General features: G+C 73.2%; 10 protein-coding genes and 1 pseudogene. All 11 read left to right on the top strand.

Annotated features, from left to right (window positions below):
- Window positions 1–152 precede the first annotated feature (152 nt).
- The 11 genes and pseudogenes from AES38_RS04030 (at window position 153) to AES38_RS04080 (ending at window position 16941) form a co-directional block, all read left to right on the top strand.
- A complete protein-coding gene (locus tag AES38_RS04030) occupies window positions 153–4847 on the top strand; it encodes a choice-of-anchor G family protein (protein ID WP_081001833.1) in 4695 nt (1564 codons plus the stop codon).
- A gap of 157 nt (window positions 4848–5004) precedes the next feature.
- Window positions 5005–5853: a DUF5819 family protein gene (locus tag AES38_RS04035; protein ID WP_053773892.1), complete on the top strand. Its 849-nt coding sequence runs from the start codon at window positions 5005–5007 to the stop codon at window positions 5851–5853.
- On the top strand, window positions 5850–7052 hold the full coding sequence (locus AES38_RS04040) for an HTTM domain-containing protein (RefSeq protein WP_053773893.1): 1203 nt from the start codon (window positions 5850–5852) through the stop codon (window positions 7050–7052). The genes AES38_RS04035 and AES38_RS04040 overlap by 4 nt, the downstream gene beginning before the upstream one ends.
- 25 nt (window positions 7053–7077) lie before the next feature.
- Window positions 7078–9561, top strand: a complete 2484-nt coding sequence (locus tag AES38_RS04045; RefSeq protein WP_256998853.1) for a DNA polymerase III subunit gamma and tau — start codon at window positions 7078–7080, stop codon at window positions 9559–9561.
- A 6-nt stretch (window positions 9562–9567) separates the two neighbouring features.
- A complete protein-coding gene (gene recR, locus AES38_RS04050) occupies window positions 9568–10167 on the top strand; it encodes a recombination mediator RecR (RefSeq protein ID WP_012297640.1) in 600 nt (199 codons plus the stop codon).
- 95 nt (window positions 10168–10262) lie between these two features.
- Entirely contained in the window at window positions 10263–11528 is a 1266-nt protein-coding gene (locus AES38_RS04055; protein WP_053773894.1) for an aspartate kinase, read from the top strand.
- A 32-nt stretch (window positions 11529–11560) separates the two neighbouring features.
- A complete protein-coding gene (locus AES38_RS04060) occupies window positions 11561–12655 on the top strand; it encodes an aspartate-semialdehyde dehydrogenase (RefSeq protein WP_053773895.1) in 1095 nt (364 codons plus the stop codon).
- 86 nt (window positions 12656–12741) lie between these two features.
- On the top strand, window positions 12742–14220 hold the full coding sequence (locus tag AES38_RS04065) for a malate:quinone oxidoreductase (protein WP_072174609.1): 1479 nt from the start codon (window positions 12742–12744) through the stop codon (window positions 14218–14220).
- A gap of 70 nt (window positions 14221–14290) precedes the next feature.
- A pseudogene (locus AES38_RS04070) lies at window positions 14291–15265 on the top strand (Rv2578c family radical SAM protein); the annotation flags it as partial.
- 395 nt (window positions 15266–15660) lie between these two features.
- On the top strand, window positions 15661–16266 hold the full coding sequence (locus AES38_RS04075; protein WP_256998855.1) for a response regulator transcription factor: 606 nt from the start codon (window positions 15661–15663) through the stop codon (window positions 16264–16266).
- Window positions 16267–16941 (top strand): thymidine kinase, encoded by a 675-nt coding sequence (locus AES38_RS04080; protein ID WP_053773898.1) that lies wholly within the window; start codon window positions 16267–16269, stop codon window positions 16939–16941. It abuts the gene before it with no gap.
- The last annotated feature ends 257 nt before the right edge of the window (window positions 16942–17198 follow it).

Below are 17198 nucleotides of genomic sequence, written 5' to 3' on the forward strand. Positions count from 1 at the left end.
GCGGATCAGTGGTCCGCAGTGTTGTCGGGTCCGGAGGCGGATGCGAGCCTTCGATGACCGTGGGTGTGGTGGGGGCCGCCCCGCGGGACGCACGGCCGCGCCCACGAACGCGGCCGGCCATGCAATCGAGGGGAACGCACATGGCTCTACACATGCCCAGGCGCAGAGGCAGCCTGGCGACCGCGACGGCCTTCGGGCTCGCCGCGGCCATCGTCGCGTTCGGGGGCACCGCGCCCGCGAACGCCGCACCGGGGGACACGGCGGAGGCCGAGGGCCGCTTCCTGACCCTGACGAACGTCCCGCAGGTGATCGCCGTCGACGGCGCGTACACCTCCTACGGGCCCGGCGATACCGCCGCCCAGGTGGAGAGCGCGCCGCTGGACGCGACCGTCCTCGGGGGGCTCGCGAACGCGCAGCTCGCCGCGGGTGTCACGCTCGGCTCGCTGCTCGACCTCGACCAGGCGGCCGCGGCCGGCGTGCTCCAGCAGTACGCGTCGAGCGGTCCCGCGGGTGCCACGGGTGCCGCCGGAGCCGTCTCGGACAGCGGCGCCATCCAGGTCGGACAGGGCGGCGGCCAGCAGACGGTCGTCGACCTCGGATCCACCATCGCGTCGATCGGCGCCCAGGGTGCGCTCTCCGACCTCTCGCTGCGCTTCGGCGCGATCTCCTCCACCATCACCTCGACGGGGACGGGGACGCCGACCTCGGACTACGACATCGCCTCGGCCGAGGCCGTGCTCACGAGCCCGCTGGTCGCGCAGATCAGCTCCCGCCTCACCACCGCCGTGAACGGGATCGCGCCCGGCATCGCCGGATCGGTCGACGTCTCGGCCGCGACGGGGCCGCTCCTCCAGAGCATCCTCGGGGAGAACGTGCTCACCGCGGCCCTCCAGGTCGGGACCCCCACGGTCACCGCCACGGCGAACGTGAACACGGCCGCCGTCGTGCAGGCCGCGCTCGCGCAGCCCCTGACGAACGATGACGGCACGGTCTCGATCGACGTGTCCGCCGGCACCATCACGGTGGACCTCGACCGGATCCAGACGCTCAACGACCGGACCCCCGGCGCGTCGATCCTGACCTCGGCGATCCTCGCGGACGTCGTGGACTCGGCGATCACGGACATCTTCACGGACGTGCTGCCGAACCGCCTGGTGACCGCTCTCCGAGCCTCCACCACGGTGAACGTCGCCGTCACCGCGCCGCTCACGACGAGGGTGCTGAACGCGAACGTGAACGCGGGCACGCTCGGCGTGGACGTGAACCTGTCGCTCGACCGCCTCCTCGGCGGCACGACCGGCACGGCACCCACCATCAGCCTCGCCCGTACCGCGCTGTTGCCCCCGCTGAACGCGACGGTGAACCTGGCGCTGCTCACGCCGCTGTTCGACGACCTCGTCACCGGGCTCATCGGCGCGAACGCGGACACCGACCTGCTGCCGGCCGTGGGCACTGCGCTCACCGGTGTCAGCGAGGGCGTCATCACGGCGCTCGACCCGGCGTTCGACGTCGTCGACCGCGTGGTCCGCCTCACGGTCAACGAGCAGACCCCCGACGCGTTCGTCGACGGGGACGGCGTGGACGCCGGATCCGCGTCGGTCACCGCGCTGCGCGTCACGCTCCTCGGGAACGGGCCGACGATCGACCTGGCCCGCTCCACCGTGCGCGCCGTCCCGGCTCCCGCCGCCGACGACGTGACCATCGCGACGCCGACGCCGAACCAGGTGATCGAGCTGCCCGCCGGGCAGACGACCGCGGTCGTCCCCGTCACCGGCACCGCCGACCCCGACGCCGAGGTCACCCTGACCGTCGGCGGCCAGACGGTCGGTCCGGTCCCGGTCGGACCGGGGAACGCGTACACGCTCACCCCGCCCGCCCTCCCGGCCGGCACCTACACCGCCGTCGTCACGCAGACGATCGACGGCCAGGCCGCGGGCTCCGAGTCGGTGACCTTCACCATCGCCGCCGCGGTAGTGGACGTCACGATCACGACGCCCGCCGATGACCAGCTCTTCCTGAGCACCGCGGCGGACCCGACGGTCGACGTGCCCGTGCAGGGCACGGCGGACGTGCGCGCCACGGTCGCCGTGACGATCCCCGGCCAGCCGACGCAGACCGAGGCCGTGGGCGCGGACGGCGTCTTCGACGTGGCCTTCGCCGACCTCCCGGTCGGCACGTACACGGCCACGGCGACGCAGACGGTCGACGGCGTGGTCCGGGGCACGGACTCCGTGGTCTTCACGGTCGGCGCCCCCGCCGCCGAGGTCACCATCACCTCGCCCGGTGCCGGCGACCTGATCCTGAGCGCCGGCACCGTGCCGACGGCCGACGTCCCCGTGACCGGCGCCGCCGACACGCGCGCCACCGTCACGGTCACGATCCCCGGCCAGGACCCGCAGACGGAGCTCGTCGGCGACGACGGGACCTACGACGTGCTGTTCCCCGACCTCCCGGTCGGCGACTACACCGCGACGGCGACCCAGTCCATCGGCGGGAGCCCCGCCGGCACGGCGACGGTCACCTTCTCGGTGGTCGCGCCCGCCGTCGCCCCGGTCATCGACACCCCGACCGACGGACAGGACCTCACGGTCCCGGCCGGCGGCACCGCGGTGGACGTGACCGTCACCGGCAGCGCGGACCCGCGCGGCTCCGTGCTCATCGCGGTGACGGGGCAGACTCCCGTCACGCAGGTGGTCGGTGCCGACGGACGCTTCGAGGCGACGTTCCCGGGGCTCACGGCCGCGGGCTACACCGTCACGGTGACGCAGAGCATCGACGACGCCCCCGCGGGCTCGGACACGGCCGACTTCACCGTCTCCGTGGCCGGCGTCGAGCAGGTCGTCATCGAGACCCCGGGCGACGGCGAGTTCCTCCCTCTGCCCGACGGGGACACCACCATCGTGGTCCCCGTGACGGGTACCGCCGACCCCGGCGCCACCGTGACGCTCACGGTCGGCGGCACGACGACGGGCCCCGTCGACGTGGACGACGACGGCGGCTTCGAGCTGACGACGCCCGCGCTGCCGTCCGGCACGTACACCGGGACGGTCACGCAGTCGATCGGCGGCACCGCCGTCGGCACCGACACGGTGACCTTCACGATCGGCGTGCCGGTCGTCATCGAGTCGCCGTTCGACTTCCAGGTCTTCCCGCTCACCGGCGGGGCGACGACCCGGGACGTGCCCATCAGCGGCACGGCCGACCCGCTGGGCACGGTCACGGTCTCGATCCTGGGGCTCGACCCGATCACCACCTCGGTGGATGACGACGGCACGTGGTCCGTCACGTTCCTCGGCCTCGGTCGCGGCTCCTACACGGCGACCGCCGCCCAGACCATCGGCGGCGCCCCCGCGGGTGAGGACCTCGTCAACTTCGACGTCGGCATCACCGGCGAGGAGGGGACCGACTCCGACGCGACGGCCGCGGTCGACGTGGACGGCGGCGCGGACGTGGACGCGGACGGCGGAACGGACGCGGACGGCGGCACTGATGCTGCGGGTACGGACGCGACCGATGCGGCTGGTGCGGATGCGACGGATGCTGCGGGTACGGATGCGACGGATGCTGCGGGTACGGATGCGACGGATGCTGCTGGTACCGACGCGACGGATGCTGCGGGTACGGATGCGACGGATGCTGCTGGCACGGACGCGACGGATGCTGCCGGTGCTGACGCGGCCGACGCTGCTGGCACGGATGCGACGGATGCCGCTGGCGCCGACGCGACGGATGCTGCTGGCACGGATGCGACGGATGCCGCTGGTACGGATGCGACGGATGCTGCGGGTACGGATGCGACGGATGCCGCTGGTACGGATGCGACGGATGCTGCGGGTACGGATGCGACGGACGCCGCTGGCACTGATGCGACCGACGCTGCTGGTACCGACGCGACCGACGCTGCCGGTGCCGACGCGACCGACGCTGCTGGCACGGACGCGACGGATGCTGCCGGTACGGACGCGACGGACGCTGCTGGCACCGACGCGACGGATGCTGCTGGTACCGACGCGACGGACGCCGCTGGCACCGACGCGACTGATGCTGCCGGTGCTGACGCGACCGACGCTGCTGGTACGGATGCGACGGATGCTGCTGGCACCGACGCGACGGATGCTGCCGGTACGGATGCGACCGACGCCGCCGGTACGGACGCGACGGATGCCGCTGGCGCCGACGCGACGGATGCCGCTGGCACGGACGCGACGGATGCTGCTGGTACCGACGCGACCGACGCTGCTGGTACCGACGCGACCGACGCTGCTGGTGCTGACGCGACCGATGCTGCTGGCACGGACGCGACGGACGCCGCAGGTACGGACGCGGCCGATGCCGTCGATGCGACCGACGCCGCCGACGGATCCACCGACGGCTCCGACGTCCCCACCCGGGCCGTCGTCCGCTTCACGGAGCTCGTCCGCGGCAGCGGCACCATGCAGATGGTCGACGCCGTGAACTTCATCCCCGGTGAGACGCTCAACGCGACGGTGTTCTCCACGCCGAAGCCGCTGGCGCCCATGGTCGCGGATGCCCAGGGTCGCGCGACCTTCGTCTTCGAGGTCGGCCCCGACTTCGAGCTCGGGGACCACCGGGTCGAGGTGATCGGAGCCCAGTCCGGCATGGCGCAGGAGATGATCACGCGGTTCCGCGTCGTGGGATCCACCGTCCCGGCGGGCCAGCCCGGCACGCCGATCGGCGGCGGGGGCTACGGCGGCGGATACGGCGGCGGGATCCTCCCGGTCACCGGCGGCGACGGCGACGGGATGCTGCTGCTCGGCGGCATCGCGCTCCTGATGATGCTGACCGGCGCCGGTGCCCTGCACCGCGGCCGCAGCCGACGGGCGTGATGCGCTCGAGCTGAGCGAGGAGGGCGGGCGGTCCGGCGAGAGCCGGGCCGCCCGCCGGATCCGTCCCCCCGCACGATCCGCATGACCCGCACCACCCGCCCGACAGCACCACCCGCACCACGAGGACCCACCCGACGCACGAGGGGGACGGCGCACGATGACCGACACGACCGAGGACCACGACGTCGAGCTCGACGCCCCCGCGTCCTCCCCGCCCCCGTCCGAGCCGGCGCCGACAGCGCCGCCCGCGGCCCCCGGCCTCACCCGCGGTGCCCGGATCGGCACGGCCGTCGCCGCTCTCGCGATCGCGGTCTACGTGGCCACCTCGATCCTCATGGTCGTCCCGCAGGGCGACGCCACCCGCGCCCTCACCTCCGCGGCGCGCCCCTACTTCAGCCAGCAGTGGAACGTGTTCGCGCCCTCGATCCAGAAGACGAACCGCTACCTCGAGATGCAGGCGCAGTGGCGCGACGGCTCCGGCGCCCTCGTGAAGAGCGAGTGGGCCGACATCACGCGCGTCGAGTACGAGGCGGGGGAGGGCCGGATCCAGGGATCGCGCACCGTCAAGCAGAGCGCGAACCTGCTGAAGACGTACACCTCGCGCTTCCAGGCGCTCACGCCGGAGCAGCGCACCATCGTCCAGGACACCTTCATCCGCCGCGCCGACACCGACTCCGGCTTCGCGGCCAGGACCGCCGTGTCGCTCATCGACCAGCTCACGGCGCTCGACGAGGGCAGCCGCGGACGCGTGATCACGATGCTCCGCGCCGACTACGTCATGAAGGAGTACACGACCTACTGGGCGACGGCCTGGTACGGCCGCGACATCGAGCGCGTCCGCTGGCGCGTCGTGACCGAGCGCCCCAACGACTTCGCCCACCGGTCCGACGACCGGCGGCAGTTCGACCCCGTCACGCGCACCTTCGGCTGGCGCGAGGCGGACGACGTGATCGACCCCCAGGCGCTCAGCGTCTATCAGGGGATCGTGGAGAGGTACGCGCGATGACCGCCAGGACGCACGCGAGCACGCCGACCCCGAAGGCCGCGGCCGCGGGATCCTGGGCGGGCCGCAGCAGGGCCGTCCCGTCCGCCCGGGCCGCCCGCGTGCGCCGCCTGCTGCAGGACCGCGAGCTCCTCACGGCGCTGCGGCACCCGGCCGGCTGGCCCCGCGGCGTCGCCACCTGGATGACGGAGCCCGAGCACGCCACCTACAGCTTCGCCGCGCTGCGCATCACGCTCGGCGCGGTGATCCTGATGGTGCTCGTCACGTGCTTCGCCGACCGCCACTACCTCTGGGGCGTCGGATCCCGCTTCATCGACCCCGAGGCGTCCCGCCGCGGCTGGCTCCCGGTCTTCACGGGCCTGTTCTCGAAGACCGACGCCACGCTCTTCGACCTGGCGTACCTCGCGCTCGTCGTGCTCGCCGCCCTGTTCACGCTCGGCTGGCGCACGCGCATCGTGACGCCGTTCCTCCTCCTTCTCTGGGTCGGCCTCTCGTCCAACAGCACGCTGCTCACCAACGGCGGCGACACGGTGCTGCGCCTCACCCTGTTCTTCGTCCTCTTCGCGGACCTCTCGCGGCACCTGTCGCTGGACGCGATCCGGCGCGGCCGGGGACGCTGGGCCGGCGTTCCCGGTCGCACCCCGGGCCGCCACGTCGAGGCGGTGCGCACGCTCGTGCAGCGGATCCCGCGGTTCGTGCCCGTGCTGCTCCACAACACCGCGCTGGTCCTCTGCGCGTACCAGATCATGCTCGTCTACGTGAACTCGGCCGTCCTGAAGCTCCAGGGGCCGGAGTGGCGCGACGGGACCGCGACCTACTACTCGCTGGTGATCGACGGCTACCGGCCCTGGCCGTGGCTGAGTGACCTGCTCGCCCAGGCGAGCGTCGGCGTGGTGCTCGCGAGCTTCCTGGCTGTCGCCTTCCAGGGCCTGTTCCCGCTGCTGATCCTGTGGCGGCCGACCCGCGTCGTCGCGCTCGTGGTGATCACGGGCATGCACGTCATGATCGGGATCCTGCTCGGGCTCTGGCCGTTCTCCCTCGCGATGATCGCCCTCGACTTCCTCTTCATCCGCGACGCCACCTGGCGCGAGGGGCTCGCGCTCGCGCGGCGCGTCCGCGGCGAGGCGGTCGCGCGTCTCCGCGCGCTGCGCGACCGCGACTCCTCCCCAGCCGACCGCGTCGAGGTCCCCGCCGAGGGCTGACGCCCGGGCGGCGGGACGGTCGGGGGTGCCCGGTATCCTCGGGTTCGTGGTCACCGCCCTGTATCGCCGTTATCGGCCAGAGAACTTCGCCGAGCTCATCGGCCAGACGCAGGTGACGGATCCGCTGCGCACCGCCCTGCGCACCAACCGCGTCAACCACGCGTACCTCTTCAGCGGCCCGCGCGGCTGCGGCAAGACCACGTCGGCCCGCATCCTCGCGCGCTGCCTCAACTGCGCGGAGGGCCCCACCGACACCCCGTGCGGCGTCTGCCCGAGCTGCGTGGAGCTCAGCCGCGACGGCAGCGGGTCGCTCGACGTGGTGGAGATCGACGCGGCCAGCCACAACGGCGTCGACGACGCGCGCGACATCCGCGAGCGCGCGGTCTTCGCGCCGGCGCGCGACCGCTACAAGATCTTCATCCTCGACGAGGCGCACATGGTCACGCCGCAGGGCTTCAACGCGCTGCTGAAGATCGTGGAGGAGCCGCCGGAGCACGTGAAGTTCATCTTCGCCACCACCGAGCCCGACAAGGTCATCGGCACCATCCGCTCCCGCACGCACCACTACCCGTTCCGCCTCGTGCCGCCCGCGCAGATGCTCGACTACGTGGAGCACCTCGCGACGGAGGAGCACGTGGGTGTCGCCCCCGGCGTCCTGCCGCTCGTGGTCCGGGCCGGCGGCGGGTCGGTGCGCGACACCCTCTCCCTGCTCGACCAGCTCATCGCCGGATCCGAGGACGAGAGCGTGGAGTACGAGCGCGCCGTCGCGCTCCTCGGCTACACGCACGCCGCCCTGCTCGACGAGGTCATCGACGCGGTCGCCCGGCACGACGCCGCCGCCGCGTTCGCGGGGGTGGATCGCGTCATCCAGACCGGCCAGGATCCGCGCCGCTTCGTCGAGGACCTCCTCGAGCGCCTGCGCGACCTCATCATCGTGGGCGCCACGTCCGTCGAGGGCGCGGCCGCCGTGCTGCGCGGCACCCCGGAGGACGAGCTCGAGCGCATGCGCGCGCAGGCCGTCGCCTTCGGCGCCGTCGAGCTGTCGCGCGCTGCCGACGTGGTCAACGCCGCCCTCACCGAGATGACCGGCGCCACGTCGCCGCGCCTCCACCTCGAGCTCCTGGTCGCGCGCGTGCTCGTGCCCGCCAGCGACGACACGCACCGCGGCGCCCTCGCCCGCGTGGAGCGCCTCGAGCGCCGGGTCGGCGTGGCCGACGGGGGAGCGGATCCCGCGCCCGTGGCGCCCGCCGCCACGCTGGTGCCCGCTCCCGCCGCGCCGACGCCCGCGCTCGCTCCCGCCGAGGCCGCGCCGAAGGCCCCCGCTCGCGTCGAGGCCCCGGCCGACGTGGCGCGGCCCCAGCCCGCCGAGGCATCAGCCTCGCGCCCGGCCGTGCCGGAGGCGTCCGCGCCCGCCGCGCCGGCCGCTCCGTCGGCATCCGCCGCGCCCTCCGCGCCCGTCGGCCCCGTCACGTTCGAGCAGCTCCGCGACTCCTGGCCGTCGGTCGTCGAGGCCGTCGAGAAGGCCAAGCGGAGCGCGTGGCTCGTCGCCGTCACGGCCACACCCCGCGCGCTGGCCGGCGACGTGCTCACCCTGTCCTTCGTCAGCGCGAACGACGCGGAGCGGTTCAAGGAGCGCGGCGCGCCCGGGCAGGGCGTCAGCGACATCCTGCGCACCGCCATCCTCGACGTGCTCGGCCTCCGCGTGAAGTTCATCGCGCGCGTCGAGCCGCACGGCGGCAGCGCCGCTCCCTCGGGCGCCGCGGGCCCGCCGGGCGGCGGCTCGACCGCCCCCGCGACCGCCCCCGAGGCCTCCCGCCCGGCGTCCGCCGACGCGACGACGACGGCCAGGCCCACGACGTCCGCGGGCCCGGCGGCGTCGCGTCCCGTCGCGTCCTCCGCTCCCGCCGGCCCGTCGACCCCGGACGCCGCAGCTCCCGCCGCCCCGGCGGCGAAGACGACCCCGCCCGTGAAGACGAAGCCCGCAGGCGGCGGGTGGGCCACCGTGGCCATCCCCACGTCCGATCCCGGCGCCTCCGAGGCCCCGGCGGTCCGCGCGCCCGCCTCCCGGCCCGAGCGCACCGCGCCCACGACCTCGTCGGCCCCCGAGGCAGCCCGGACGGCTCCCGCACCGGCTACGCGCACCGCGGCCCCGAGCTCGCCCGCCCGCGGATCCTCCGTCGTCCCCGACGCGCACGTCCCCGACTTCGAGGAGCCCGAGCCCGACGAGTTCGGCCCCGCCGAGCCCGGCTGGGCCACGGGGGGCGCGTCGCCCGACTCGGCCCCGCCGGTGTCCCGACCGGCCCCCGCCCACGAGCCGCCTGCGTCCGCGTCCGCGACCGGGTCCGCGCCCCGGCCCGACGCGGCCCCCGCCGCGAAGGCCCCGCCCGCCGCCGCCCCGCAGCGCTACGGCGAGTCCGTCGTCCGCGAGATCCTCCAGGCGAGCTTCATCGAGGAGAAGCCCGTCGAGCGCAAGGCCCGCCCCACCATCCGCCCCACAGGTCAGGACTAGCGCCGCATGTACGAGGGAATCGTCCAGGAGCTGATCGACGAGCTCGGCCGCCTGCCGGGCATCGGCCCGAAGTCCGCCCAGCGCATCGCGTTCCACATCCTCCAGACGGAGACGTTCGACGTCTCGCGCCTCGCCGAGGTGCTCACCGTGGTGCGCGACAAGGTCCGCTTCTGCGCCATCTGCGGCAACGTCAGCGAGGAGGAGACCTGCGGCATCTGCCGGGATCCCCGCCGCAGCCCCGCCACCATCTGCGTGGTCGAGGAGGCCAAGGACGTCGTCGCCATCGAGCGCACCCGCGAGTTCCGCGGGCTCTACCATGTCCTCGGCGGGGCCATCAGCCCCATCGACGGCATCGGACCGGACGACCTCCGCATCCGCCAGCTCATGCAGCGCCTCGCCGACGCCACGGTCACCGAGGTCATCATCGCCACGGATCCGAACCTGGAGGGCGAGGCGACCGCCACCTACCTCTCGCGGCTGCTCTCCACCTTCGACATCCGCGTCACGCGCCTCGCCTCCGGCCTCCCCGTCGGCGGCGACCTCGAGTACGCCGACGAGGTCACCCTCGGCCGCGCCTTCGAGGGCCGGCGCCTCGTGGGGGAGTGACCCGCACCCCGCGTCATGCGGCGGATCCGCGGAAGCCGCCCCCATATGATCGTGAACCGGGCCGCCCGCGCCCACCCGAGACCCAGGAGTCGCCCGTGAGCCTCATCGTGCAGAAGTTCGGCGGATCGTCGGTGGCCGATGCCGAGAGCATCAAGCGCGTCGCGAAGCGCATCGTCGCCACGCGCAAGGCCGGCCACGACGTGGTCGTCGCCGTCTCCGCCATGGGCGACTCGACGGACGAGCTGCTCGACCTGGCGCACGAGGTCACCCCCATCCCCGCGCCGCGCGAGCTCGACATGCTGCTCACCGCGGGCGAGCGCATCTCCATGGCGCTGCTCGCGATGGCGATCAAGAGCATGGGCTACGACGCGCGCTCCTTCACCGGCAGCCAGGCCGGCATGATCACCGACGCCCAGCACGGCGCCGCCCGCATCGTCGACGTCACGCCGGGCCGCGTCCGCGACGCGCTCGGCGAGGGCGCCATCGCCATCGTCGCCGGCTTCCAGGGCTTCAACCGCGGCACGGGCGACATCACCACGCTCGGCCGCGGCGGATCCGACACCACCGCGGTCGCGCTCGCGGCGGCCCTCGGCGCCGACGTCTGCGAGATCTACACCGACGTCGACGGCATCTTCACGGCCGACCCGCGCGTGGTGCCGCTCGCGCGCAAGATCGACCGGATCACGAGCGAGGAGATGCTCGAGCTCGCGGCGTCCGGCGCGAAGGTCCTCTACATCCGCGCCGTCGAGTACGCCCGCCGGCACGGCGTCCTGCTGCACGTCCGCTCCTCGTTCACGCACAACGAGGGCACCATCGTCTACAACCCCACGGATGGAGAGAATGTGGAAGAGCCCGTCATCGTCGGCGTCGCCGCCGACCTCAGCGAGGCCAAGGTCACGGTGGTCGGCGTCCCCGACGTGCCGGGCAAGGCCGCGCAGATCTTCACCATCGTCGCCAAGACCGGTGCCAACATCGACATGATCGTGCAGAACGTGTCGGCCGCCGCGACGAGCCTCACCGACATCTCGTTCACGCTCCCGAAGTCGGACGCCCAGCGCGTGCTCACGGTGCTCGCCGCCGAGAAGGACGCCGTCGGGTTCACCGGCCTCCAGCACGACGACCAGATCGGCAAGCTCGCGCTCGTGGGCGCCGGCATGCGCACCAACGCGGGCGTCTCGGCGCAGCTGTTCACCGCGCTGTCCGACGCCGGCATCAACATCGAGATGATCTCCACCAGCGAGATCCGCATCTCGGTCGTCACCCGGGCCGACACCATCGACGAGGCCGTCCGCGTCGTCCACCACGCCTTCGGGCTCGACGCGGACGACGTCGCCGTCGTCCACGCCGGCACCGGCCGCTGACCCGCACGCCCGCACCGCAGGAGGAGACACCCGTGACCGACACCGCACCCGCCGGATCCGACGCCCCCGCCCCGGAGACCCCCGGCCTCCGCGTCGGCGTCGTCGGCGCCACCGGTCAGGTCGGCGCCGTCATGCGCCGCCTGCTCGAGGAGCGCGCGTTCCCGATCGCGGAGATCCGCTTCTTCGCCTCGGCGCGCTCCGCCGGCACGACGCTGCCGTTCGCGGGCCGCGAGATCACGGTCGAGGACGCCGCGACGGCGGATCCCACGGGCCTCGACATCGCCCTCTTCTCCGCGGGCGCCACGACGTCCCGCGCGCAGGCCCCCCGCTTCGCCGAGGCGGGCGTCCTCGTCATCGACAACTCCAGCGCCTGGCGCATGGACCCCGAGGTCCCGCTCGTCGTCTCCGAGGTGAACCCGGAGGCCATCTCGGACGCGCGCCGCGGCATCATCGCGAACCCGAACTGCACCACCATGGCGGCCATGCCCGTCCTCAAGGTGCTGCACGAGGAGGCCGGGCTCACCCGACTCGTCGTGAGCACCTACCAGGCCGTCTCCGGCTCCGGCCTCGTCGGCGCCGAGGAGCTCGCGGGCCAGGCCGAGGCCGCGGTCGCCGCCGGGCCGGAGGTGCTCCGCGGGCTCGTCCACGACGGCCGCGCCGTCGAGCTGCCCGCGCCCGCCGTCTACCAGCGCCCCATCGCGTTCGACGTGATCCCGCTGGCCGGCAGCATCGTCGACGACGGCCTGTTCGAGACGGACGAGGAGAAGAAGCTCCGCAACGAGAGCCGCAAGATCCTCGGCCTGCCCGACCTCCTGGTCAGCGGCACGTGCGTGCGCGTCCCCGTCTTCACCGGCCACTCCCTCTCCGTCAACGCCGAGTTCGCCCGGCCGCTGGGCGTCGCGCGCGCCACGGAGCTGCTCGCCACGGCCCCGGGCGTCGAGCTCTCCGACATCCCCACGCCGCTCCAGGCGGCGGGCACCGACCCCAGCTACGTCGGCCGGATCCGCGCCGACGAGGGCGCGCCGGAGGGCCGCGGACTCGCGCTGTTCATCAGCAACGACAACCTCCGCAAGGGCGCCGCGCTCAACGCCGTGCAGATCGCCGAGGTCGTCGCCGCCCGACGCTGACCCCTCCCCATGCCCGGCGCGTGAGGGTGCCCGTACCACTCCTCGCGGCCCGGAGGGGCTCCGAGGACCGGGCGTACACTGGGCCGGTGAGCGATACAGCGGAACCGGTAGACGTCGTCCTCGTCGGCGGGGGCATCATGAGCGCCACGCTCGGCACCCTCATCAAGCAGCTCGAACCCGACTGGACCATCCAGATCTTCGAGCGCCTCGGCGAGGTCGCGATGGAGTCGAGCAACCCGTGGAACAACGCGGGCACGGGTCACGCGGCCCTCTGCGAGCTGAACTACACGCCGGAGAAGGACGGGAGGATCGACATCGGGTCCGCGACCCGCATCAACGAGCAGTTCCAGCTCTCCCGCCAGTTCTGGGCCCACCTCGTCACGGCCGGTGCCGTGCCGGAGCCCAAGGAGTTCATCAACCCCACCCCGCACATGACCTTCGTGCGCGGCGAGGAGAACGTCGCGTACTTGCGCCGTCGCTTCGACGCCATGCGCGTGCACCCGCTCTTCGAGGCCATGGAGTACTCGGAGGACCCCGCGGTCATCCACTCGTGGGCCCCGCTCCTCGTGCTCCAGCGCGAGAAGGACGAGGTCATCGCGGCGACCCGCTTCGAGGGCGGCACCGACGTCGACTTCGGGGCCCTCACCAACAAGCTGATCGACTACCTCACCGAGCACGGCGCCGCCCTGCACCTCAACCACGAGGTCCGCGGCCTGTCGAAGAACGCGGACGGCAGCTGGCACCTCCGCATCCGCAACGACGTCGGCCGGTCGACCGTGCACGTGGATGCGAAGTTCGTCTTCATCGGTGCGGGCGGCGGCGCGCTGCACCTCCTGCAGAAGTCGGGCATCCCCGAGATCAAGGGCTTCGGCGGCTTCCCCATCAGCGGCGAGTGGTTCCGCACGGACGACCCCGAGATCGTCGCGAGGCACCGGGCGAAGGTCTACGGCAAGGCGGCCATCGGATCCCCGCCCATGTCGGTGCCGCACCTCGACACGCGCGTGGTGGGAGGCGAGACCTCGCTCCTGTTCGGCCCCTACGCCGGCTTCAGCCCGCGCTTCCTCAAGAAGGGCTCGCTGCTCGACCTGTTCACGTCGATCCGCCCGCACAACATCATCCCGATGCTCGCGGTCGCGAAGGACAACCTGAGCCTCATCAAGTACCTCGTCAGCCAGCTCATCGCCTCCAAGGAGACGAAGTTCGACTCGCTGCGCGAGTTCATGCCCACGGCCGACCCGAAGGACTGGTACCAGGTCACGGCCGGCCAGCGCGTGCAGGTCATGAAGAAGGACGCGGAGAAGGGCGGCGTGCTGCAGTTCGGCACGGAGGTCGTCGCGGCGGCCGACGGCAGCATCGCGGGCCTCCTCGGCGCCTCGCCGGGAGCGTCCACGGCCGTCCCGATCATGCTCGACGTCCTCGGTCGCTGCTTCCCCGACCGCATCGCGGGGTGGAAGAAGCCGCTCACGCGGATGATCCCCAACTACGGCACACTCGTCGCCTCCGACCCGAAGAAGACGCCGAAGATCATCCAGGAGACCGCCGAGGTCCTCGAGCTCCAGCACTGACGATCCGGGTGGCCGCGGAATCCGCGGCCACCGGGTGGCTGGGCGTTCGAATGTGTGTTCGAATGGGCGCATGAGATGGAGCGCACAGAGGCTGTCCGACGCGAGCGCCGACGCGCTGCCCGGGCTGGCCCGACTCAGCAACCTGGTGCAGAGCGTCCGCACCCCCGAGTTCCAGGGCGTCACGTTCCACGAGGTGCTCGCGAAGTCGGCGCTCAACCGGGTGCCGGGGGAGTCGAAGGTCATGCCGTACGGCTGGACCATCAACCCCTACCGCGGGTGCACCCACGCCTGCGTCTACTGCTTCGCGCGGCCGACGCACGCGTACCTCGACCTCGACGGCGGCCGCGACTTCGACGACCAGATCGTCGTGAAGGTCAACGTCGCCGAGGTGCTCGCGCGCGAGCTCGCGAAGCCCACGTGGACCCATGACGCGGTCGCCCTCGGCACCAACACCGACCCGTACCAGAGGGCCGAGGGCCGCTACGCCCTCATGCCGGGCATCATCGCGGCGCTCGCGTCCTCGGGCACGCCGCTGTCGATCCTCACGAAGGGAACCCTCCTCCGCCGCGACCTCCCGCTGCTGCAGGAGGCGTCGGGCAGCGTGCCGGTCGACCTCGCCATGAGCATCGCCGTCCTCGACGACGACCTCCAGCAGTCGGTGGAGCCGGGCACGCCCACCACCGCGGCGCGCCTGGCCACCGTCACGGCCATCCGCGAGGCGGGCCTCGACTGCACCGTCTTCATGATGCCGATCCTGCCGATGCTCACCGACTCGGTCGAGCACCTCGACCACGCCCTCGCGCGCATCCGCGAGGCCGGCGGCACCCGCGTCCTCTACTCCGCGCTCTACCTCAAGCCGGGCGTCAAGGAGTGGTACCTCGAGTGGCTCGAGCGCGAGCGCCCGGAGCTGGTGGGCCGCTACCTCGACCTCTACGCGCGCGGCGCGTACGCCCCGCAGGCGTACCGGTCGTGGTTGAAGGCGCGCATGGATCCGCTGGTCCGGCGGCACGGGCTCGGCGGCGGCCGGGTGGATCCGCGCACCGGCGGCGTCCTCTCCCGCGCGGACCTGCCCGGGGTCGAGGGCGTCCCCCGGCCGGCCGGGCCCGCCCCGGCTGGAGCCAGGAGGGCGCCGAGAGCCGCGCGGTCACGAGCCGCGGTCGCGGCAGCTGGACGCAGGCGCCCGCGCCGGGCCCGCTGGTCGCCGCGGCCCTGCCCGCGGGCCCGGCGACGCAGGCGACGCTCTTCTGACCTGTCCCGGATCCCGCCGGCCCGGGTGCCCGGTTGTCCGCGCACGCCCCGGGACGCGGGTGGCGGGGAGCGCCTGGCTACAGTGCTGACATGGCCACCCTGCGCGACCCCGGGGCGGGCTCGCGCGGCGTCCCCCGGCGCCAGGATCCGCGGCCCGTGCGCGTCGGCGTGCTCATGGGCCAGGAGTCCGCGTTGGACGAGGTCTGCGCGATCCTCCGGGCCCGGGCGCCGGAGATCGACGTCGTGGTGAGCACCACGGGCTGGCTGCAGCTCGTCCGCTCCCCGCGCTTCCCGACCGACGTCGTCGTCATCGACCACGACCTGCCGGACCCGGTGAGCATCGAGGGCCGGATCCGGTCGTGCCGTGCCGCCGGCGCGACCGTGGTCGTCCTCTCGCGCTCCGCCGCCGAGGCCGTCCGGCGTCGCGTGCTCGACGCGGGCGCGGCCGCCCTGGTGGCGGGACAGGTGCCGGCGGGGGACATCGTCGCCGCGGTCCGCGGGGTCGCGGCCGGCACGCATCCGGATCCGCGCCGGGCGGAGGCCGGGGCCGACGACCGGGCGGCGGAGGTCCCGCGGACGTACGAGAGCCCGCGCCTCAGCCAGGGCGAGGAGCAGGCGCTCCGCCTCTACGTCACGGGCCGGTCGACGCAGGCCGTCGCCCAGGTGATGAACGTGCAGTACGAGACGGCGAAGACCTACCTGCGTCGCGTCCGCGCGAAGTACCGCCTGGTCGGGCGCGTGGCCGGACGCCGGGCCGACCTGATCGAGAGGGCCGCCGAGGACGGCTACCTTCGGTAGATGGCCAAGCTCTACTTCCGTTTCGGCGCGATGAACAGCGGCAAGAGCACGTCGATGCTCCAGGCCGCCTACAACTACGAGGAGCGTGGGCAGCACGTGCTGCTCACGAAGCCCATGATCGACACCAAGGGCGACCGCGACATCGTCTCGCGCCTCGGCGTGCGCCGTCCCGTCGACTTCCTGCTCGAGCCGGAGGCCGACGTCTGGCAGGAGTTCGGGATCCACCGCGAGCGCGTCCTGCAGGACCAGGGCGGCCCCACGGCGTGCCTCCTCGTGGACGAGGCGCAGTTCCTCCGCGAGTCCCAGGTCGACGACCTGCTGCGCATCGCGATCCTCCAGGACGTGCCGGTCATCGCCTACGGGATCCGCACGGACTTCCAGACGGTCGCGTTCCCCGGCAGCAGGCGCCTGCTGGAGATCGCGCACAGCCTCGAGGAGATGAAGACCATCTGCCGCTGCGGGCGCAAGGCCGTGTTCAACGCGCGCCAGGTCGGCGACCGGTTCATCTTCGACGGGGACCAGGTCGCGATCGACGGCGCGGACGTCACGTACATGTCGCTGTGCGGCGCGTGCTACCTCGCGGAGAGCGGGGGAGCGCTCTCGAGCGGGCGCCCCGTGGAGACGGGCGCGTCGGCATTCGGCTACCCCGCGGGACCGGACGCCGACTTCGCCTGACCGGCCGACCACCGAACGGCGGACGCGACGCGCCCGGCCCGCCGGGCGTCAGTCGCGCAGGAAGCGGAGCCCCCAGGCGGTGAGCGCGCCCATGATCACCAGCGTGACGAGCGGGATGAGGGCGACGCAGACGTCGGGCATCGGGGTCCTGTCCTTCTCTCCGGGTGAGCGTCCGGCAGGCGCGTGCGGGGGCGGTGGGCAGCCGTTCCCGCATTCACGCTAGCCCGTGCGCGAGGGCACGGTCCCGCCCCAGAAGC

The sequence above is a fragment of the Clavibacter capsici genome, from assembly GCF_001280205.1.
Classification (GTDB): Bacteria; Actinomycetota; Actinomycetes; order Actinomycetales; family Microbacteriaceae; genus Clavibacter; species Clavibacter capsici.